General features: G+C 32.7%; 15 protein-coding genes. 7 read left to right on the forward strand and 8 right to left on the reverse strand.

The window, feature by feature from the left end:
* The first annotated feature begins 64 nt into the window (after window positions 1-64).
* On the forward strand, window positions 65-1138 hold the full coding sequence (locus ACUUYC_RS24345; RefSeq protein ID WP_474270256.1) for a DUF3810 domain-containing protein: 1074 nt from the start codon (window positions 65-67) through the stop codon (window positions 1136-1138).
* A gap of 81 nt (window positions 1139-1219) precedes the next feature.
* Here the strand turns inward: ACUUYC_RS24345 and ACUUYC_RS24350 are convergent, their stop codons facing one another.
* Both ACUUYC_RS24350 and ACUUYC_RS24355 read right to left on the reverse strand, forming a co-directional pair.
* Window positions 1220-2323, reverse strand: coding sequence for a phytase (locus ACUUYC_RS24350; protein ID WP_474270258.1), 1104 nt, complete (start codon window positions 2321-2323; stop codon window positions 1220-1222).
* Window positions 2324-2332: 9 nt separating this feature from the next.
* Window positions 2333-5092 (reverse strand): TonB-dependent receptor, encoded by a 2760-nt coding sequence (locus ACUUYC_RS24355; protein ID WP_474270260.1) that lies wholly within the window; start codon window positions 5090-5092, stop codon window positions 2333-2335.
* A gap of 190 nt (window positions 5093-5282) precedes the next feature.
* On the opposite strand from ACUUYC_RS24355, the gene ACUUYC_RS24360 reads away from it, so the two are divergent.
* The 4 genes from ACUUYC_RS24360 (at window position 5283) to ACUUYC_RS24375 (ending at window position 10906) form a co-directional block, all read left to right on the forward strand.
* Window positions 5283-6074 carry a hypothetical protein gene (locus ACUUYC_RS24360; RefSeq protein WP_474270262.1) on the forward strand — a complete coding sequence of 264 codons (792 nt, stop codon included), beginning with the start codon at window positions 5283-5285 and terminating at the stop codon, window positions 6072-6074.
* Window positions 6075-6166: 92 nt separating this feature from the next.
* Window positions 6167-9136: an amidohydrolase family protein gene (locus ACUUYC_RS24365; protein ID WP_474270265.1), complete on the forward strand. Its 2970-nt coding sequence runs from the start codon at window positions 6167-6169 to the stop codon at window positions 9134-9136.
* 11 nt (window positions 9137-9147) lie between these two features.
* Window positions 9148-10446: an amidohydrolase family protein gene (locus tag ACUUYC_RS24370; RefSeq protein ID WP_474270267.1), complete on the forward strand. Its 1299-nt coding sequence runs from the start codon at window positions 9148-9150 to the stop codon at window positions 10444-10446.
* 46 nt (window positions 10447-10492) lie between these two features.
* A complete protein-coding gene (locus ACUUYC_RS24375) occupies window positions 10493-10906 on the forward strand; it encodes a hypothetical protein (RefSeq protein WP_474270270.1) in 414 nt (137 codons plus the stop codon).
* A 359-nt stretch (window positions 10907-11265) separates the two neighbouring features.
* Here the strand turns inward: ACUUYC_RS24375 and ACUUYC_RS24380 are convergent, their stop codons facing one another.
* The 3 genes from ACUUYC_RS24380 to ACUUYC_RS24390 all read right to left on the reverse strand — a co-directional run bounded on the left by ACUUYC_RS24380 (window position 11266) and on the right by ACUUYC_RS24390 (window position 17796).
* Complete coding sequence (locus tag ACUUYC_RS24380; protein ID WP_474270272.1) at window positions 11266-12069, reverse strand: DUF6503 family protein; 804 nt, start codon at window positions 12067-12069, stop codon at window positions 11266-11268.
* 132 nt (window positions 12070-12201) lie between these two features.
* On the reverse strand, window positions 12202-13671 hold the full coding sequence (locus ACUUYC_RS24385; RefSeq protein WP_474270273.1) for a T9SS type A sorting domain-containing protein: 1470 nt from the start codon (window positions 13669-13671) through the stop codon (window positions 12202-12204).
* 198 nt (window positions 13672-13869) lie between these two features.
* Window positions 13870-17796, reverse strand: coding sequence for a T9SS type A sorting domain-containing protein (locus ACUUYC_RS24390; protein WP_474270275.1), 3927 nt, complete (start codon window positions 17794-17796; stop codon window positions 13870-13872).
* Window positions 17797-18296: 500 nt separating this feature from the next.
* Here ACUUYC_RS24390 and ACUUYC_RS24395 point away from each other — a divergent pair, with 500 nt between their 5' ends.
* Complete coding sequence (locus tag ACUUYC_RS24395) at window positions 18297-19103, forward strand: TrmH family RNA methyltransferase (RefSeq protein WP_474270278.1); 807 nt, start codon at window positions 18297-18299, stop codon at window positions 19101-19103.
* Window positions 19104-19105: 2 nt separating this feature from the next.
* On the opposite strand, the gene ACUUYC_RS24400 is transcribed toward ACUUYC_RS24395, so the two are convergent.
* Entirely contained in the window at window positions 19106-19282 is a 177-nt protein-coding gene (locus ACUUYC_RS24400; protein WP_474270280.1) for a hypothetical protein, read from the reverse strand.
* A 174-nt stretch (window positions 19283-19456) separates the two neighbouring features.
* Here ACUUYC_RS24400 and ACUUYC_RS24405 point away from each other — a divergent pair, with 174 nt between their 5' ends.
* Entirely contained in the window at window positions 19457-21670 is a 2214-nt protein-coding gene (locus tag ACUUYC_RS24405) for a RelA/SpoT family protein (protein WP_474270282.1), read from the forward strand.
* Window positions 21671-21765: 95 nt separating this feature from the next.
* Here ACUUYC_RS24405 and ACUUYC_RS24410 read toward each other — a convergent pair whose 3' ends face one another.
* Window positions 21766-21966: a hypothetical protein gene (locus ACUUYC_RS24410; protein ID WP_474270283.1), complete on the reverse strand. Its 201-nt coding sequence runs from the start codon at window positions 21964-21966 to the stop codon at window positions 21766-21768.
* 22 nt (window positions 21967-21988) lie between these two features.
* Window positions 21989-22246: a class I lanthipeptide gene (locus ACUUYC_RS24415; RefSeq protein ID WP_474270284.1), complete on the reverse strand. Its 258-nt coding sequence runs from the start codon at window positions 22244-22246 to the stop codon at window positions 21989-21991.
* Window positions 22247-22259 lie beyond the last annotated feature (13 nt).

Consider the following 22259-nt stretch of genomic DNA (forward strand, 5'->3'; position numbering starts at 1 on the left):
AATGATATAGTTTTTTTACATTAGCTACGTATCATTTCTTTAATGGTGTTCAAATGTATTGCTTATGACAAAGAGAACAAAACTATTGATTGCAGTGTCTTTCCCCATACAATTTATTGTGATTAAGATACTTGCAAGATATCCTGAGTTTGTAGAGACGTATTATAGTAATGGTTTTTACCCTATAATTTCAAAGATTTTTAGAGTTATTTTTGGTTGGATTCCATTCTCTATGGGTGATATTTTCTATACAATTGCAGTAATTTTAATCATTCGCTACATATATAAAAACTTTCGTTTGTTTCGAACAGAATATAAACGTGTATTGCTCGATACTTATATCGTAATTACATTAGCATATTTTACATTTCATCTACTTTGGGGAATGAATTATTACCGATTACCGTTATATAAATCACTTGAATTAGATCGTAAATATACTACAGAAGAATTGGTAAATTTCACTGAAAGAGTCATCGCGAAAGCAAATGCAGTTCAATATCAAATTACACGAAATGATACTATAAAAGTTGAGATTCCATATAAAGCAAGTGAAATCTTCAAAAAGACATTAAATGGTTATCATAATTTTAGTGAAAAGCAACCGCAATTCACGTTTACACATCGTAGTTTAAAAAAGTCAATTTACAGTGGTTTTCTAACAACTATGGGCTTTAGTGGTTATTTAAATCCGTTTACAAACGAAGCGCAGATCAATGGTAAAATTCCTGTGTACAAATTCCCAGTAACCGCAAGTCATGAAGAAGCGCATCAAATTGGGTTTTCTGCAGAAAATGAAGCGAATTTTATAGGTTGTATGGCGGCTTTACATAATGATGATATTTATTTCAAATATGGTGCTTATAATTTCATGGCATGGCATTGTTTACGTGAAGTGTATAATAGAAATCCAGAGGAATACGAACGTTTAAAAGCAACTTTAAATCCTGGAATTCAGAAAAATTACGATGAAGTTCGTGCATTTTGGACAGCTCATAAAAATCCTTTAAAACCAATGTTCAAATTTACATTTGATCAGTTCTTAAAAGCGAACAATCAATCTGATGGAATTTTGAGTTATAGTTATGTGGTTTCGTTGCTTGTAAATTATGATAAAAAAAATGCCATTATTGAGTAATAATGACATTTTCAACACACAACTAAATGAATTTTATAGTATATCTACGTTAGATACCAAATATAAATTCATTTACTAACTTTATTTTTTATCTAGCTCTAAAGTTTTTTCAATTGTTTTCCAATCAACGAGTTTAAAGTTTTGATTTAATGAATCTTTTCCTTGTGTATTAGCACCATCTTGAGCTACAAAGAAACCTTTAGGATAGGCAGTTCCAAAAGCTACGCTAGTTACGTCAATTCCGTCTGTATCATACGTTCCATCAATTTCTTTTCCATCTGCAATACTAAAACTTCCTATATATACATTAGTGATTCTATCAAAAACCGCATAACTATTATTTCCTTGAGAAGATAAAATGATATAACCTTCTCCTTTTCCTTTGTCATATAAAGTTACTCCTTCAAAGTCTGCTTTCATATTTGTATCAGTAGTAGTAGCAATTGCTTTTCGCTCAGTTGATCCATCAGGCTCTGCATCATATTTCCATAATGCCTTTTCCTCTTCACCTATATACAGATTTCCATGAAAATCATCTGCGACAACTCCTTCTGTTTGACTTCCAACCGCAAAAGTTCTAACAATTTTACCAGCAACTTTTCCTTCTTTTTCAAAAAGCTCCCATTGCTCTACATTTCCTTCTTTGCCATTAACAATAACATATATTTTATTTGTTTTAGGACTTTTGTACATTCCTAATCCATAAATTTCTGGCAAATTACTTTTCAAAGGTTTTGCAGCTACATCTTCTAAGGAACCGTCAGTAATATTTACTTTGTGAATTGTAATTGTGTTTGATGTTCTGTTTGATGCTGTCACAATGGCTATTGTATCATTATTTAACACAAAACCTTCTCGAATATCTACGTTATTCACACGTCCAACAGGATATTGAAATACTTCCTCTCCAGATAAATTGTATACAACTAATCCATGTTGCTTGTTTGTTCCAATGATTTTAGAATCCATCACATTGGTTGGGTGAATCCAGATACACGAATCATCAGCAGCATCATCAGTTGAAGAAACCTGAACAGTTTCCATTACTGCATATACTGGCTTTATGGTATTTTCTTTTACTTGTGATTCTTTTTGAGTTACTGCTTTTTCAACTTTCTTTTCTTCTATCTTTTTACACGCTGAAAAAGCTAATAATACCAAAAAAATTCCTATTATCTTATTCATATATTTCATTTAAAAATTATATTTCAATCCAAAATTCCAATTAATATCATAGAACTCAGATTGCATCGTACGTTCTTTTACTCCTTGATAATAACGCAATTCTTGATTGGTAATGTTTTTCATTTCTCCAAAAATTCTTAAATTTTTCGTAATAGCATACGAGGCATTGAAGTCTAAGAATAATTGTGAGTCATAGTATCTATCTTCAAACATATCATCTCCATATTCATCAATATAATCATCAGCATAGTTTAACGAAAGTCGCACAGAAAGTTTTTTAGTTTCATAAGCTAATGATCCGTTTAATGTATTTGGTACAGCACCAGCTAATTCTAAACCATCTTCACGACCTACAACTCCATCAGTTTTAGAATTTGTAAATGTATAGTTTCCGTAAAATGTTAAGTTTTTCAAGAAACTTGGCAAGAAGTTCAGTTTACGTTGAAAGGCAATTTCAAATCCGTATACTTTGGCAGATCCTCCATTAAAAGGCTGTGTTACATCATAAATTTCAGTAGATCCATTTACCGTTAAAGCTTGCTCAGTTGTCAATGCATAGATAAAGTTATCAATATCTTTATAGAAAAAACCTCCTGAAATAATTCCTACATTATCAAAATAATGCTCTGCCATTACATCAAAGTTTAACGATTCAGCAGCTTCCAATTCTGGATTACCAAATTCCGCCTCAACATCATCACTATTAATATTTCTGTAAGGAACAATATCATAATAGTTTGGTCTGGCTAAGGTATTTGTATAAGCAAAACGCAAAATAGTGTTTTTAGTCGCTTCATAACGCAATTGAATGTTTGGCATTACGTTGGTGTATTTTTTTGAAGCATTTGTTGCGGTAACATCTGCTAAAGATGATGCAGATTCTACATCAATTTGAAAACCTGTATAATCAATTTTTGTATGCTCCATACGTACACCTGCAATGAACGATAATTTATCTCCTAATTGCTGTTTTAGCATAGCATATGCTCCACTAATTTTTTCGTTAGCTTTATAATTTTCTGGAACAAACTCATCTAATACTAATTCTCCATTTACTAATGATAAGTTTCCTAAAAATGCATTGGAAGCAAACGTTCCTGATTGGTATTGATCTCCTGCTAAATAACCATCAATTGTTTGATCTGCAGTTTCTGCGTTGTTTAAAAACTCAAACGCTGCAAAATCACCTGTGTCATATTCTGAAAATGTATTGTCTCTTAACTTATCTTTATCTTGATACTTATATCCAACTTTGATTGAGTTTTGATATGTACCTATTGTATTGATAGGGATTGTGATATCTAATCGAGAACTAAGCTGTTCTTCTTCTGTAAATCTTCTTTCTTCCGAAATTTCATCCAATTCAAATAAAGAAGCATCATTATCCATTCTGTTAGTAGAATTAAAAAATGGTGTTCTTGTATTTACAAATTGCTGTGTGATTGTAGACGCATCTTGCTTAGATTCGTACGTAACATAGCGTTCATTTGGGCGTTCTTCGCTCGCTTTTGAGATTCCAACATTCCAATCAAATTGTACTTTTTTGAATAAAATATGCGAACCATTTAGTCCGACTCTATACATTTTTTGACGTTCTAATCGTCTTTTTTCATTTGTATCATTATCAATTCCTCCTTTTGTTTGACGCGTTATTTTATATTCGTCATCACTTGTGTCATCTGTATCGTTATCATCAAATTTATAACGTAATCTGTATCTGTTTTCTAAATCGTCTCTATGGTTTAAGATTGATTTGAATTCAATAACATTGTTTGGATCTAATTTCCAATCTAAATTTAATGCAACACTACGACGAATACGTTTTACATCATAACGTCTAATGTCATGTTCTTTTATGAATGTTGGTGAATCCCATTCAAATTCTACATTGTCTGAACCATAATCGTTAGAATTGTATGAAGCACTTACAACAGCTCCTAATTTATCATTAAAGAATCGTTGTGCAGCTACAGCTGAAAAGTTATACAAAGAACTTTCACGAACAGGATTTCTACCAAATGCTCCTGTTAAAGAAACTCTTAGTTTTGATGGTGCTGAACGTGTTACTAAGTTTACGGAACCTCCTATTGCATCAGCTTCCATATCGGGAGTTACTGCTTTGTTTACTTGAATCGTCTGAATCATATCTGAAGGAATTAAATCCAACTGAATTCTACGATTGTCACCTTCCGCAGATGGAATTCTATCTCCATTTAAAGTTACCGAGTTCAATTGTGGTGCTAAACCACGAATAATAATATCTCTTGCCTCTCCTTGGTCATTTTGGACTGCAATACCAGGAATACGTTTTAATGCATCTCCAGTATTCGCGTCTGGAAATTTACCAACCTGATCCGCAGATACTACATTAGTTATATTATCATTTGTCTTTTGCTGATTCAAAGCTTTTGCTTGCCCTCTAGCAAGGCTCCCAAATATTAAAACCTGATTTAAACTATTTGTTTTTACGACCATTAAAACTTTAACTTCTGCAGTTATTCCTGAAGCAATTTCTACTGAAATATTTTGCGTTTCAAATCCTATATAACTTACAGTTAAGTCATATGTTCCTACTGGTAAGTTCACCATTGTAAAATTGCCATCAAAATTGGAAGTTGTTCCTGTTTTTAAGTTTTCAATTAAAACTGTAGCTCCAGGCAATGGCAAATTATTATCATCTAAAATTCGCCCTTTAAGGATTCCTTTATCTTGTGCAAACAACAAAGTTGTAAAACAGATAAAGCATAGGGAAAGTACTATTTTCTTCATTATAATTTTGTGTTGATTGTTATTGTGACAAAACTATTTGTAGTATGAAGTAATTGGATTATCTTAAAATTAATCCCTTGTTACATTTACAAACCTAAATTGTAAATTCCTTAATCTTAAATTTAAACCGAATTAGTGATTTCTTAAAGTTACACACGAAAACAAAAAGAAAAGCGTTAGTTTTAGTACGATGAAGAAGTTTTTTTTCTTAACACTGCTATGCATTGGAGTTTCTTGTACAGAAACTTTTAAGCAAACGACTACAAAAAATACAGTCCTAAAAAACGAACATGTAGAAAAAAAACAACAGATAGAGATTGTAAATATGAATGTCATCGATTCTTCTGCTTTAGGAATCAATTTTAAACCAAAAGGAAATTACAATACTATAAAACAAACAATAAAAAATGATCGTTCATATTTTGCTAGGCAATTTCAACTAAATAAAAAGAAAGCAATTGATTCTGCTTCAAACTATCTTTTTGATAAACTAATCAATGAAATTGTACCACATTGGTATGGAACTCCTTGGGATTTTAACGGACACACAAACATCCCAAATGATGGAGAAATTGCTTGCGGCTATTTTGTTTCTACAACATTAAAACATCTTAACTTTAAGCTCAATCGTTACAAAATGGCACAAGAAGGCGGCATGAACGAAGCCATCAGTTTACAACCACGATCTGAATTAAAAATCTATCGAAATATTTCGTTCAATCAACTCAAAGAAAAACTTACTAAAGTTTACAAAGACGGAATCTATTTTGTTGGGCTAAGTAATCATGTAGGCTATGTTTTCATCAAAAACAACGAACTTTACTTTCTACACTCAAGTTATTATGATGACAAGGTTATGATAGAGAAAGCCGAATTTTCTTCTTGTTTTCAAAGTGATATTTATGTCTTTGCAGAAATTACCTCAAATCGAAACTTGGTTCAAAAATGGATTCTAAACACAGCTATTTTAATTCATAAATAAACGTTAAAAAAGCTTAAAAGCACTACACATAGTACAATCATACCGTATCTTTAAAATTAAAACTTATCAACCTAATTTTAACACACCAAGCAATGAGAAAATCGTATTTGCTGCTGTTATTTATTTTGTTTAGCCTTCCCACATTCGCACAGGATTATTTTCCCAAGAATGACGGCGTAAAAACAGAACAACATACCATAACAGCATTCACAAACGCCAAAATTTATATCACTCCTACACAAGTGATTGAAAATGGAACACTTTTAATCCAAGATGGTAAAGTAGTACAATCTGGAGCAAACATCTCCATTCCAAAAAATGCTACTGTAGTAGCTATAGCAGGAAAAAGTATTTATCCATCTTTTATTGATCCGTTTTCAGATTTTGGATTAAAAAAACCTAAAAGAAACTTTAATAGAGGTTCTGGACCACAATATGACGCTGGACGTAAAGGTTATTATTGGAACGATCATATTCGTCCTGATACAGATCCATTGACAAATTTCGCTTTTGATGCTAAAAAAGCAACTAGTTTACTAAAAGCTGGTTTCGGAACTGTAAATACACATTTGCAAGACGGAATTGTTCGTGGAAACGGAATGTTAGTAGCATTAAATGCTAAAGCAGATAATAGTACTCGAATTCTCGATAATCGTTCTGCACAATACTTATCATACCGAAAAAGTAATGCTTCAAGACAATCATATCCAACTTCTTTAATGGGAAGTATGGCGTTGATTCGTCAAATGTATCACGATGCAGACTGGTATGGAAAAGGAAGTGCAAAACGCCAAGATTTAGCACTAGAGGCTTTAATCGCAAATAAAAACCTAATTCAAATTTTCCATTCAGGAAATAAGCACAATACAATCAAAACTGATGCTATTGGTGATGAATTCGGAATTCAATATGTGATGGTTGGAGATGGAACTGAATATGAAAATATCGACGCAATGAAAGCTACAAATGCTTCATTCATTATTCCAATTAACTTTCCAAAGGCATATGATGTTTCTGATCCGTACGCAGCAAGTGTTGTAGAATTGGAAGCTATGAAACATTGGAATCAAGCACCATCTAACCCAAAAGCATTGGCAGATAAAGGTATTAACTTTAGTTTTACGATGCACGATGTAAAATCGCCTGCGGAATTCAAAGCTAATTTATTAAAAGCCATTTCGTATGGTTTAGATAAAACAAAAGCATTGGAAGCTTTGACAACTATTCCTGCTAAACTATTACAGCAAGATGATAAAGTTGGAACACTTCAAAATGGCAAACAAGCTAACTTTTTAATTACATCTGGAGATATTTTTGAAAAGAAAACAATTATTTATGAAAACTGGGTTCAAGGAAATCCAACTGTTTTTCAAGATAAATCGCAAAAAGATCTTCGTGGAAAATATGCTTTCAATGTAGCTGGAAACACATATGACGTTACTATTTCGGGCTCACCGAAAAAATTGAAAGCAGAAGTGATGAAAGAATCTTTAAAGTTAGGTTCTAAAATTTCCTTCAAAGACAATTGGTTACAATTACAATTTACAACACCTGATACAACCAAAACAGAATTTATTCGTTTGGCTTCACTGGTAAATAATGTAACGTATTTTTCAGGAAAAGCAGTTTTGGCAAATGGTTCTGAAACTTCATTCAACGCAACACAAAAAGAAATTTCTAAAGCAAAAGATAGCAAAGGAAATGGTAAAAAGATGGATGCGCCTAAAATGTTACCAATTTCATATCCGAATGGTGCTTTTGGTTCAAGAACATTACCACAACAAGAAACCATTCTATTTAAGAATGCTACCGTTTGGACAAACGAAAAAGATGGTATTCTAAAAAATACAGATGTTTTAGTAAAAGATGGTAAAATTTCACGTATTGGAAAAAACCTCAACGCTGGAAACGCGAAAGTTGTAGATGCAACAGGAAAACACTTAACATCAGGAATTATTGATGAACATTCACATATTGGCGCATTTGCAATTAACGAAGCTGGACACAATTCTACAGCAGAAGTACAAATGGCAGATGTTGTAAACCCTGAAGATGTTGATATTTATAGAAATTTAGCTGGTGGCGTTACCGCGATTCAGTTATTACATGGATCTGCAAACCCAATTGGCGGACGATCTGCTATTTTACGCTTAAAATGGGGACGCACCGCTGACGATATGCTATTCAAAAATACGGATGGATTTATCAAATTTGCTTTAGGTGAAAACGTAAAACAAAGTAATTGGGGAGATACAGAAACGACACGTTTTCCACAAACACGTATGGGAGTTGAGCAAGTATTTACAGATTATTTCCAGAGAGCGAAAGAATATGAAGCAAAGAAAAAAAGCGGAAATTATCGTCATGACATTGAAATGGAAACAATTCTCGAAATCTTAAACAGTAAGCGTTTTGTTTCGTGTCATTCATATGTTCAAAGTGAAATTAATATGTTGATGAAAGTTGCTGATAAGTATGGCTTCAGAATTAACACATTTACACACATTCTAGAAGGATATAAAGTTGCTGATAAAATGAAAGCACATGGTGCTGGTGGATCAACATTCTCTGATTGGTGGGCATATAAATTTGAAGTAAATGATGCTATCCCGTATAATGGTGCAATTATGCACAGTCAAGGAGTTGTGGTAGCGTTTAATTCTGATGATGGTGAAATGTCACGTAGATTGAATCAAGAAGCAGCAAAAGCTGTTAAATATGGTGGCGTTTCAGAAGAAGATGCTTGGAAGTTTGTAACCTTAAATCCTGCTAAATTATTACATATTGATGATAAAGTAGGAAGTATTAAAACTGGAAAACAAGCTGATTTGGTATTATGGAATCATCATCCAATGTCAGTGTATGCGAAAGCAGAAAAAACAATGATTGAAGGAACTATTTACTTTGATTTAGCTCGTGATCAACAATTACGCAGACAACTTAAAGAAGAACGCAACGAGTTGATGAACATGATGTTACTAGAAAAAGGTAAAGGAATGAAAACGCAACCCGCAAAGAAAAAAGATAAAGTACATCATCATTGTGATACCGTAAACTTTTAAACTAAACAGACATGAAAAAACATATTTATATATATACATTATGCTTAACTGTTTTGTTCAGCGGTTTAAGTTTTGCACAACAAACACCTGCGTCAAAGCAGACAGAAATAATTTCTATTGTTGGCGCAACGGCACATATTGGAAATGGACAAGTAATTGAAAATGCAGTTGTTGTATTTGAAAACGGAAAGATAACTCGTATTGGAGCAGCTGGAAACACACAAACTTCAGGCAACGTAATTGACGCAAAAGGAAAACATGTATATCCTGGATTTATTGCGCCAAATTCTACACTTGGTTTGGTAGAAGTTGACGCTGTACGCGCAACACGTGATCAGAGTGAAACAGGAACCATTAATCCGCATGTTCGTAGTTTGATTGCGTATAATACAGAATCGAAGGTTGTAGAAAGTTGTAGACCAAATGGAATTTTGACAGCGCAAATTACGCCAAGAGGCGGACGCGTTTCAGGGACTTCCTCTATTGTACAGTTAGATGCTTGGAATTGGGAAGATGCAGCTGTAAAAGTTGATGATGGAATTCATATGAATTGGCCAAATAATTTTTCACGTGGTCGTTGGTGGCTTGGTGAACCAAGAGGTTTACGTCCAAATAAAAATTACACGAAAGACATACAGGAAATTCAAGCTGTATTTAATGATGCTAAAAGTTATTTAAGTGGTTCAAAGAGTCCAAAACATTTACCTTTTGAAGCAATGTCTGGATTGGTAGACGGTTCACAAACACTTTTTGTCCATGTTGATACAGAAAAAGGAATTTTGGATGCTATCGCTTTTGCTAAAAAGAATAGTTTAAAATTAGTAATTGTTGGTGGTTATCATTCACATAAAGTTGCGACAACATTACGTCAAAACAATGTTGCTGTTTTATTACACAGAACGCATTCTGTTCCAGAAATGGACGATGAAGATTATGATTTGTCGTATAAGAAAGCAAAAATATTAACTGATGCTGGTGTTTTAGTTGGACTTGAAAATAGTGGTCAGATGGAACGCATGAATACACGTAACTTACCTTTCTTAGCAGGAACTGTGGCTGCACATGGTTTGGATAAAGAAAAAGCATTGCAATTAATCACGTCAAATACTGCTAAAATTTTAGGTATTGATGCTCAACTTGGAACCTTAGAAGTTGGTAAAGATGCAACGCTGTTTATTAGTGAAGGTGATGCCTTAGATATGCGTACAAATATTTTAACATATGCTTTCATTCAAGGACGTATGTTGAGTTTAGAGACGCATCAAACTAAATTATGGAAACGTTACATGAAAAAGTTCGACGGGAAGTAGTAACTTTGGAATAAAATTTGATGCATATAACTTAAAAAAAAATGTTATGAAAACGATAAAACGATTCCTTCTTGTGTTATTATTAGGTATCACTTTGCAACTTTCTGCACAAGAAATTAAGGAAGAAACTCCTGAATTGGATCAACAGATTGAAAACTTTGAATTGCCAACGTTTTCAAAGTTGTCAAATGATATCGCAGGTGAATATACATCAGTATTAGAGTCGTTACCCGATTTGTCGAACATTGGATCGTATATCGATCAAGAATTGAGAAGAGCACATATAGATGAACATAGTTCTGTGTTTACAGTTCGAAACTTTGTAAATGAAAATTCGTTTCTGGATAATATTAGTCCAAAACGATTTCAATTGCGTAATAGTTTAAATACTATCATGTTTAAAGGATTTGATGCAAATCAATTGCACATCAATGATGCATATAAAGCAACTGGAAATTAACACAAAATAATTTTACCCATAAAAAAACCTCTTTACACTCGTTGTAAAGAGGTTTTTTAATATTATGTTTTTTACACTTACGTGATTCTACATAACTATTTGACATTACATACCACTATACTAAAAGACTAATTTTTCAATGTTTTATTTTTCATTTTCTTTGCCTTCCCAAAGAAAAGAAACAAAAGAAAGGGAATTTTTCCAGAGGTATTTTTAGCTAAAAAAGCTAAAACCGCAATTGTTATTCTAAATTTTCTCCAAGGTTTCAAAAATTCTTAACGAAAAACACTTACTACACTTCGGAAAAAAACGAATTACGATAAACTAATTAGTTTTATTATATCAAAGTCATGTTATTCTTATCCTTTTGGAACAATTACAGCTTCTTCTGGACGTTCATACATTGAGTTTTCCATTGTTTTATTAGTAAGAAGTACATTTGTGAATTCTACTGCATTACGCGGCTCTATCACTTTGTTATCTTTACTCATAAACCATGTCAATTTTTTTGGCAATACAACACCATTTACTTTTTGCCAATCTTCATAACGAATGTAGCTTATTTTTGTACTTGGCTGTCCATTAAAATATGTTACTGTGTATCCTAACCATTCCATTTGGTACGTTTCAGGATTGTAGTATATAAAGTAATTATCTTCTGGTGAATCTCCTACTTCATTTCCGTATGAAATTTTATATCCTGGATACGAAACACCTTCATAGGTTAGACTTTCGGCTTTGCTATATGTAATTCCATCATCACCTAATACAAAAGGCATTGCATAAAAGTAGAAATACAAATTATGATAAAAACGTGCATTGCTTCTAAAAGCAGTTGAGTCTTTTTGGGCTAACCAAACATCTTTTCCATCATATCCAATTGTAAAGCCTTTTCCTTCTAAACGTGTTTTTCGTGACGGTAAATCTGTAATGTGTTTTTCAGTATTGTCTGGTTTTACCATTTCATAAACCAATGTTTGTGCTGCATTCCATTTGTCAATTCCACCATGTGCATCAAACACTTTTTGTAAATCTTCTGGATATTCTTTTGCAGCAGCAACTACCTCTTTTACAGCTTCTTTAGCCGTTTCTTCTTTTTTTGCAGTGTTGTTACACGCTACTAGTAAAAACGTTGCTAAAAGTATAAACGTAATTTTTTTCATTATTGATCTTGGTTTTAGATTTCTTCCTAAGTCGAAATGAATTCTCAATAATTACAATTTATCTACATAAAAAAATCCAATAACAACCGTGAAGCTATTATTGGACTTTATTTTTATGAATAGATTCTAAATTTATTCTACTATAAATCGTTTTGTAAGTGTTCCTTTTTCTTTCGTTTGAATTTTTAGAATATAGAATCCTGATGTGAAATTACGAACATCAATTGTAGTTTCTTCGTTTCCTATACCTACATTTTGTTGAAGGATTCGTTTCCCATGTAAAGAATAGATTTCTAAACGTTCTATTTGTGTATTAGCCTCAGCTTGAAGCATTAATTCATCTTTCACAGGATTTGGGTATACTGTAATATTCACCGTATTTACCTCTTCTACAGATAATGGACAAGGTTGTAATTCTGAATCAATAGTAATACTATCTGAATAACCACAAGAAGTACTACTATTATTATCAGTTACGTAAACAGAATATGTTCCTGCAACAAAAACAGTTACGGTTGGGGTTGATGACATTCCTTGAGGAGTAGTCCAAGAATAACTAATTCCAGGACCTAAGTCAGTTCCTATCTCAAAAGGATTTAGTAACATTCCTGTTCCATCAATACATCGTATTGTATCTTCTGGCAAAGTTACAACTGGTAATGGATTTACTCGTAAAGCAACAGTTACAGGGTCAGAAAAGCAACCCGTAATTACACTTTGTGTTGTTGCATATACTGTTTGCGGGTTTGCAATATTGTTATATGAACTTGATGATGCAATTCCATTTGTACCTGTCATTGCATCGTTTGCTGTTTCATAGTAAAATACACTAACATTTACTTGACCACCAATAATCGTAGCATCTAAACTTGTTAAATCGAAAGTAGCAGTACTTTGACTTGATGGACTGTTTGCACATAATTCGTACACTGATGGTGTCAATGCTTGCGGTCTATTTTCCACACTCAATTGTAATGAAGCAATATTGTTTCCATTATAGCAACCTGTATTATTGTCGGTAACACGTATAAATACCGTTTGTGGATCTGTTGTATTTTCATATCCATTTACTAATGCAGCAGTATTATTCATAGCATCAGCAACTGTAGCATGGTAGGTTACCGTAAAGTCATTTATGTTTTGTGGTGCTTGCAAAAGGTTTAACGTCGCTGTTACCTCATCCCAATTAAATTGTCCAACACTATCATTATCATACTCACAAAAAACATAATTAAATGATGATGAAGTTAATTGTGGTATAGGATTTACAATCAAGTCAAAACTAGTAGTATCAAACATTACTCCACCGCTTGCGTTATCTTCCAAACGCACAAAAATAGTTTCTACTGGACTTACATTACAATAAATAAATGGCAATGGATTTGTACCACTATCAGCATCAGCTAGTGTAACATGATACGTTATAGTATAGTCCACAGGATTTTGGCTTCCCAAAATTTGAGAGTTTTGAAATGAAAGATCAAAACAAAAAATACCATCATTATCATCGTCACAAACTATTAAATCACTTGGTTGATTTGCAACTTGCGCTAGTATACTATTGGTTAAAAACAAAAGTAAAAGAAGTGTAATTTTTTTCATTGGTAATTGGTTTTAAATTGTATCAAAAATACTGCAAATATGTATTAGTGAAAAAAATCTTACTAGAAAATTGTTGATGGTTCATGAAAAAGCAACTAGTATTTACAGGTTTTTAATTCAAGTTTGATAATTGAAATACAAAAAAGCCCAATACTAATGATATCAATAGTATTGGGCTTTTATAAGTAGTATTAAAACTTATTCTACAATAAAGCGTTTTGTTAACACAGCATTGTTTTCCGATTTCAATCTTAACAGATAGAAACCTGAAGCAAAGTCGCTTACATCAACCGTTAAGTTATTTGTTGATGTCGTTTGATTTTGTGTATGTATCAATCGACCATCTATGCTATATATTTCTATCTTTTTAACACGAACATCTGCTCCTGCTTCAATAGTAAGTTTGTCCTTTGCAGGATTCGGATACACACGTACATCTGTGATTGTAAATTCATCCAAACCTAAGAAGATCAAGTTATCTAAGTAATCAGGAATGTTGTTATTGTTCGTATCATCATCTTCTGGATTGTTGTTTCCGTTGTAATCTTCATCAATTGTTAGTGTTCCGTCTCCATCATCATCATCATCTCTATGATTCGGAATCATATCATTATCTGTATCCAAGAAACTATTCTCAGGCAAACCAGTTGCAGTGTTAATCAATTCCAAATTCGTTAAAACGTAATCTCCATCGTCATCTTCATCAACAAAATCAGGAATTCCGTCACCATCAGTATCATCATTTCCTAGATTCCCATCTTGATTTACATCTTCATCCATGGTTGACACTCCATCTAAGTCGTAATCTTCTGCACATGAAATTCCAGCAAGTGTTACTGTTTTGATTGTAATTTCATTCGTATTTGAATTAATAATTCGTGCATAAATTTTCTGACCATTGCTCGTATTCGTATATAATGTTGGTAATACATTAAGGTCATTGAGTAAATCATCTTCAGAAAGATAATACGATACTGTTCCTGCATCTCCACCTAAAAGATCATTATTGATATCTTGAAGGTTAAACTCCATGATTCCGTCTAAATTTGTATCACACAATACTGAAAAAATATTTTCATATGCTGCAATTGGCATAAATCGATGTCCTTCATTAATTGCATCCCAAACTCCCATATTTCTGCCAGCAGGTGCATACCCAACAGAAGCATCTTGGTTTTGAATTCCTAATACTGCCAAACCGTTATTCCAGGTTATACATGCAAGTTTTTCTTTTATTTGAACATCAATAATATTAAACGTTTCGTATAATACAATTTGTATTGTTGTTGGATCATCACATTGTCCTCCAAATTGGTTCATATTATCAAAAAAGACAACCATTTTTCGGAAAGGTGCTTCTCCAATAACACCATAACCTAAAACTCCAGTTCCTGTATTGTCTAAATCATGGTACGGTCCAAAAATTGAATTTAAATATAATTCAGATGAAGGAACTTCCTGACCAGCCTGTAGTTGCCATCTACAATTTGTATTTGCGTTGAATGTATTAAATGTAACAAGTCCATTAGTTCCGATTGTAAACTCGTTATATGTTTCATTAAAAAAGTCAAAATCAAAAGGCATGGTTATTACATCCGTAAAATAATCATCTAAATTTGAAGTCGGTACGGCATTAATATCATAAATAGTATGTGGTATGGTAGAAACTTCATACGTATCATCACTTGTCGTTGCGCAAACTGTTGTAGAAGCAATGAGTTCTATCGGAACAATTTTACTACAATTAGCAGAAGTATATAAAGCAGAAGTAGGTTCTACACGAGCATAAATTGTTTCTGTAAACTGAGTTGTATTGGTTACAATATCTGTTAATATATTTGTTTCTGCTTGCGCGTCTGCTAAAGTTCTATAAAAGTCTACTCTATATCCTGTATTTCCACTTATTATTTCTTGAATTTTAGACGCAGGCGTAAATTGTGCAAATCCGTCTGCATCATCATCACAAACAACATAAGGAGTTGGTGTTGTAGCATATATGATAACTCCACCAAGTATAAACACACGTTCATATAAATCGCCTGTAACAGTATTTTGTACTCGAATGTAAATATTTTGTGCAACTTCTGTGGTACAGAAATTTGTTGGATCTATAATTGCATTACTATTTGTGTATACATCGTTAGATGATAAGTGATAACTTGCTGTTACATCAGCAGGATCTGTTGCTCCGATTGCGCCAGATAATCTTGAAGTAAGATCAAAACAAATCAATCCGTCTGTATCATCATCACAAACATAACTAGCATTAAAATTTGCAGTTGGCAAGCATGTATCAAAAACAATTAAATCTAATGCAACTACAGCAAAACAACCAGTTACTAAACTTTCAGCACGTGCATATACTGTTTGTGAGTATGGATTTATATTGACGTAGTTTCCTATAATAGGATTTACATTATTCTCAGCATCTCCAGCTGTTTCGTGATAGGTAATTGTTAAATTTTGTCCATTTGCTATTTCTGCATCTTTAGAAGAGAGTTGAAATGATTGATACCCGCTTCCATCTGCATTACATAATTCATATGGTGCTGGGCCCGCAACATTTAATTGATCATCAACAAGTATATTTAATGAAGGTGTGTTGGCAGCATTTATACATCCTGTAGCAGTATGTTCTGCACGAATATATACCGTTTGCGGATTGTTTGTATTTTGATATCCGTTTGGTAATGCGCTTGTATTATTTTGTGCATCTGCTACTGTTGCATGATATGTTATTGTGTATTCATCAATAGGTTGTGCAGCATTTAATAAAGTTAATGTAGTAGTCACTACATCCCAATTAATAGCTACTGAGCCATTGTTTCCAGTACCACAAGTAACATAATCATAACTTGTATTTATGAAAATTGGTGTTGCATCTTGGATAGGAAGTGTTACTATTGTAGCACAACCTTGTATATTACTTTCTACACGAACGTAAACATTTTCAGTACTTGAAACGTTGATAGAAAAATTTGTAGGATCAACAATTGCATTCGTTGCTGTTGTTGCATCAGAAAGAGTTTGGTAATAACTCGTAATAACATTTGGTTCTCCATCTAAAATTTCAGCTTCTCGCGTTGTTAAATCTAACGTAACATTTCCAGTGTTACCAGAGTCACAAAAAGTAATCGGTGTCGGATTCATGTTTGGAGAAGGCGATGGCACAACTCGTAACGTCAACGTAACGGAAGAAGTACAGTTAAAATCTCCTGAAGTTCCTTGTACAAAAATAGTTTGTGGATTTATAGTATTTGAATATGCAGTTGGATTTACAATAGGGTTTCCACTATTCAAATCTGACTGTGAAGAAAAATATTCAAGTGTAATTGAAGTATCATTATTTGTAATTTCATCTGCTCTTTGTGTCAAATCAAAAACTTCTATTTCATCAAAATTTTGATCACAAAGCTCTAAAGGTGTTACTTGTATCAAAATTGGTGGTGCTTCTACAAAAAGATGAAAGAAACCAATTGTAAAACAACCAGTAACATTACTTGTCATACGAATAAAGATAGCTTGATCAATTGTAAGGTTTGTATACGAAGTTAAATTCGTAATTGCATTGATATCTGCGACTGCATCTGCTTCTGACTCAAAATAACTCAATGTATAATCCGTTGGTGACTGCGAACCGTAAATATAAGTTTCGTTTGCTGTTAAATTAAATGTTGTAAATCCGTCAATACTTGAAGATTCGTCACACAGAAAAATATCTATAGCTGCCGAATCTGGTACAACTGGACTTGGTGTTACAAATAATGTAAAATTTGTTGTATCAAAAGTAGTTGCTGTTACAGATTCCAATCGAACAAAAATAATTTCAACACTATTAACATTACAATATGTTGTTGGTAATGGATTCACACCTGCATCAGCATCTGCCTGTGTTGCATGATACGTAATGTTAAAATCTGCTGGGTTTTGACTTCCTAACACTTCGGCATTTTTCTGACTTAAGTCAAAACATTCCAATCCATCATTAATATCATTTGGTTCAATAGAACTGCCTGGCGTGAAGTTATTGTCATCACAAAGTTCAAAATCGCTAGGTTGATTAGCAACTTGTGCTAACATAATATTGGTAAAAAGTAAAATTAAAAAGAAAGTAATTTTATTCATGTGGTATCGGTTTAAATTTTATCAAAAATACTTTAAATATATATTATTAAAAAAAATCTTACTTGAAACTATTGATTATTCAGGGGATTATAGCGCAGTTTTCAACTTCTAACTCTATATTCATATGCTTTTCTAACTTAAAAAGTGTGTTGAAAAATAGTACAACATAAAATCCAATACTAACTATAAAGCTATTATTGGATTTTTCTTTATGTAGATTAAAAATTTATTTTACAATAAGGCGTTTTGTTAACACAGCTTAGTTTTCTGATTGCATTCTAAACAAGTAGAAACCTGAAGCAAAATCACGTACGTCAATCGCTAAATTAAAAGTAATAGTTTTTTCATAGTTGTCAGCTTGCTAAATATCAACAAGTTAACTTTTAGATGCAAAATACACAAAAAGGTTGCGTCAACTTGAGCTATTTAATTTTAAAACTATAAAAATGTGCACAACTAAATAGCTAAAATTTCTAAAATAGCTTTCCTATATTTGCAGCATGTACAAACAGATTTCTAGCACGCAAAATTCTACTATTAAATTCATATTACAACTTCAAGAAAAATCAAGAAGTCGTAAAAAAGAAGGAAAATGTATTCTAGAAGGTTTTCGTGAATTATCACTTGCGCTAGATGGAAATTACACAATAGACACACTGTTTTTTTATCCTGAAATATGCTCACATGAGCGCATTGAGGAATTATTGAAAAATGCTAACAATTCACCCGAATGCATTGAAATTTCAAAAGAAGTTTATCAAAAGATAGCGTATCGAGGAAGTACAGAAGGTGTGCTAGCCATTATGCAAACCAAAGTACATTCGTTAGATTCTATCTCGTTTCATAACAAAACACCATTAATTTTAGTTGCGGAAGCTCCCGAAAAACCTGGAAATATTGGCGCATTACTCCGAACTGCTGATGCCGCTAACGTAGATGCTGTTTTTATTGCAAATCCAAAAACAGACTTATACAATCCGAATATCGTACGATCAAGTGTAGGTTGCGTATTTACGACACAAGTTGCGATGGGAAGTACTTCCGAAATCATTTCATTTCTACATGAAAAAGAAATTTCAATTTACTGTGCAGCATTAACTGCTTCTGAAAATTATCATATACAAGACTTCAAAAAAGCAACAGCCATTGTTGTAGGAACAGAAGCCACAGGTTTGCGTGACGAATGGTTACAAAATTCTACTCAAAACATTATTATTCCTATGCAGGGAAAAATTGATTCTATGAATGTTTCTGTAGCTGCTGCTATTTTAATCTTTGAAGCAAAACGACAAAGGAATTTTAACTAATCCTATCTTGGACAGCTAAATAAAAATAAACACCTTCCAATTGGTTGTACACATACCCAACAATTTGCAGGTCCACAATCTGACGTTTGTGAACATGGTCCAAATCCGCCACCTGTAATAGCACGTTGTTCTTTTTTACCTAAAATTTGAATTTCCGAAATGTTTAAAATACTTTTCATGATTTTATAATTTAAAGATTATGAACTATAAGATAGTCAATACACTAATCTTCTTTATAAAACAATCACATAAGATCGCTACGGGAATACATTACAATCCAAAGTGTCATTTTATTCTTTAAATTCATTCTTCATACTTGTTTCTTCCGTTTGTTTAGCTTAATTTTAAATTATATGACAGAAATTGATATCGAAAAAGAAAATGCAGCCATTGCCCAACAATACAAGAAATTGTTGCGTATTAGTTATCAGATCCTTTCTAGTGAAGACAAAAAAATCATTAGAAAAGCATTTGATGTTGCTGTTGATGCGCATAAGGAACAACGAAGAAAAAGTGGCGAAGCGTACATCTTTCATCCAATTGCTGTTGCAAAAATTGTCGCTTCTGAAATTGGGCTAGACGCTACTTCCATTGTTGCTGCCCTACTCCATGATGTTGTAGAAGATACCGATTACACACTAGAAGACATTGAACGTATGTTTGGAATTACCGTTGCAAAAATTGTAGATGGTTTGACCAAAATTTCACATTTAAAGAAAGATAAGGATGTATCAATGCAAGCGGAAAACTTCCGTAAAATGCTATTGACAATCAATGATGATGTTCGTGTAATTATTATCAAAATTGCAGATCGTTTGCACAATATGCAAACAATGGCTTCAATGCCTGCACACAAACAAGTCAAAATTGCTTCTGAAACTTTATACATATACGCACCATTAGCGCATCGTATTGGTTTATATAATATAAAAACTGAATTAGAAGATTTAGGATTAAAATATACCGAACCTGAAGTTTTTAATGATATTCAAAATAAAATTGAAGAAAGTAAAGAAGAACAACAAGAATATATTGACAACTTTGCTGCTATCATTAAAAACTCGTTAGACAAAGAAGAACTTGATTATGAAATAAAAGGACGCTTTAAATCCATTTTTTCCATTCGCAGAAAAATGGTAAAACAAGGTGTTGCCTTTGATGAAGTATATGATAAATTTGCGATCAGAATTATTTATGAATCTGCTGATGAATCAAATGAAAAATTTCTTGCCTGGAAGATTTATTCAATTGTAACGGATCACTTTAGACCAAATCCTGTACGTTTACGTGATTGGATTTCTTCACCAAAATCAACAGGTTATGAAGCCTTACACATTACCGTAATGGGGCCAAAAGGTCGTTGGGTTGAAGTGCAAATTCGTTCGCATCGAATGCATGAAATTGCAGAAAAAGGTTATGCAGCACATTTTAAATACAAACAAGGAGAACAAAAAGAACAAGGTTTAGAACCTTGGTTAAATAAATTACAAGAAGCTCTCGAAAATCAAGAAGTGAATGCGGTTGATTTTGTGGAACAATTCAAATTGAACTTGTACGCAAAAGAAATATTCGTATTTACACCTACAGGAGATTTACGATCCTTGCCAAAAGGCGCAACTCCTCTCGATTTTGCTTTTAGTATTCACACGCAAGTTGGGTATCATACGCGTGGCGCAAAAGTAAATGGAAAACTAGTTCCACTAAGTCACGAGTTGAAAAGTGGTGATCAGGTTGAAGTTATTACATCTGACAAATCAAAGCCGAACGCAAACTGGTTAGATTATGCAACGACTTCGCGTGCACGATCTAAAATAAAATCATCATTACGAGAAGAAAAGAAAAGCATTGCCGAAGACGGAAAAGAAATTTTACGTCGTAAACTAAAGCAATTAAAAATTGCACTTGACGAAAAGTCAATTAACGAATTGGTAAGTCATTTTAAACTAAAAACAAGTTTAGACTTATTTTATCGTATCGGAATTGGTACGATTGACAACCAAAAGTTAAAAGAATTCGCTTCGCAACGTAGCAATAGTATATTTAAGTTCTTTAAGAATAAAATACGACGCTCTCCAAGCATTCCAACGGAAGAAATCAATCAACCAGAAGTTTCCAATCGATATGATTTAATTGTATTTGGGAAGGAAGAAGAAAAGCTAAATTATAAAATAGCTAACTGTTGTAATCCTATTCCTGGCGATCCTGTTTTTGGTTTTGTAACGGTAAATGAAGGAATTAAAGTGCATAAGAAAGATTGCCCAAATGCTGTGAGTTTACAGGCAAACTATGCTTATAGAATAATGTTAGCAAAATGGATTGATTCTTCTCAGGAAGAATTTACCGCATTGCTTGAGTTTACAGGAATTGACAATATGGGATTGGTAAATGAAGTCACAAAAATCATTTCTAACAACATGCACGTAAACATTCGAAATATTAGTTTTGAAACTAATGACGGTATATTTACAGGACGCATTACGGTAATTGTAAAAAATAATTCAATTCTAAAACGCTTGATTACGAATCTTAAAAAAATCAACGGAATCGAAAAAGTAGCACGCGCTTAAATTCAAAAAAATATTATTATATAAAGAAAGCTGTCAGACGATATTCTTAAAAAGAATATCTAGACAGCTTTCGAGTTACAATAACTAGTAGTAACTTAATTTATTTGTTGCTCACACAAATCAGGACATGTTAATGAGCAATAGCATGTAGGTATAATGGTGCATGCATCTTGTTTTGTTTTAATGTCTTTAATTGTTGTTGGATTGTTATTTCCACCTTGAACACTTTTTCTATGCAAATTGGAAATCACTCTTTTTCCTAATAATAACTTCCCAATAAATTCTTTTTTCTTCATAATGATTTGATTTTATCAAGATTTAACAAATACAAGCGGTACGAACACAACTTGGTGGATTTGTTGTACAATCATGTGATAACGGACAACCATCTTCTGTTGCTTGTGGACACACGCGTGGTTTTGTGAAGTGCTCTATTGTAATTTTTATTGTATTAACAATTATATACGTAGTTGCATGCGCAATAGTATCTGTTCCTCCTTGAATACTTCCCTTTTGTAAACTAGAGATAATATGTTTATTTAAGTTTAATTTTGAATTGAAATCCTTTTTCTTCATGAGTATTTAGTTT

The sequence above is a fragment of the Kordia sp. E genome (assembly GCF_056033805.1).

Bases quoted from the DNA above. Each gene is read 5' to 3' on its own strand.
- ACUUYC_RS24400 (WP_474270280.1), bottom strand. From the start codon at position 19,282: ATGAAAAGTATTTTAAACATTTCGGAAATTCAAATTTTAGGTAAAAAA.
- ACUUYC_RS24415 (WP_474270284.1), bottom strand. From the start codon at position 22,246: ATGAAGAAAAAGGATTTCAATTCAAAATTAAACTTAAATAAACATATT.
- ACUUYC_RS24370 (WP_474270267.1), top strand. From the start codon at position 9,148: ATGAAAAAACATATTTATATATATACATTATGCTTAACTGTTTTGTTC.
- ACUUYC_RS24350 (WP_474270258.1), bottom strand. From the start codon at position 2,323: ATGAATAAGATAATAGGAATTTTTTTGGTATTATTAGCTTTTTCAGCG.
- ACUUYC_RS24410 (WP_474270283.1), bottom strand. From the start codon at position 21,966: ATGAAGAAAAAAGAATTTATTGGGAAGTTATTATTAGGAAAAAGAGTG.
- ACUUYC_RS24390 (WP_474270275.1), bottom strand. From the start codon at position 17,796: ATGAATAAAATTACTTTCTTTTTAATTTTACTTTTTACCAATATTATG.
- ACUUYC_RS24405 (WP_474270282.1), top strand. From the start codon at position 19,457: ATGACAGAAATTGATATCGAAAAAGAAAATGCAGCCATTGCCCAACAA.
- ACUUYC_RS24360 (WP_474270262.1), top strand. From the start codon at position 5,283: ATGAAGAAGTTTTTTTTCTTAACACTGCTATGCATTGGAGTTTCTTGT.
- ACUUYC_RS24385 (WP_474270273.1), bottom strand. From the start codon at position 13,671: ATGAAAAAAATTACACTTCTTTTACTTTTGTTTTTAACCAATAGTATA.
- ACUUYC_RS24395 (WP_474270278.1), top strand. From the start codon at position 18,297: ATGTACAAACAGATTTCTAGCACGCAAAATTCTACTATTAAATTCATA.
- ACUUYC_RS24380 (WP_474270272.1), bottom strand. From the start codon at position 12,069: ATGAAAAAAATTACGTTTATACTTTTAGCAACGTTTTTACTAGTAGCG.
- ACUUYC_RS24355 (WP_474270260.1), bottom strand. From the start codon at position 5,092: ATGAAGAAAATAGTACTTTCCCTATGCTTTATCTGTTTTACAACTTTG.
- ACUUYC_RS24375 (WP_474270270.1), top strand. From the start codon at position 10,493: ATGAAAACGATAAAACGATTCCTTCTTGTGTTATTATTAGGTATCACT.
- ACUUYC_RS24365 (WP_474270265.1), top strand. From the start codon at position 6,167: ATGAGAAAATCGTATTTGCTGCTGTTATTTATTTTGTTTAGCCTTCCC.
- ACUUYC_RS24345 (WP_474270256.1), top strand. From the start codon at position 65: ATGACAAAGAGAACAAAACTATTGATTGCAGTGTCTTTCCCCATACAA.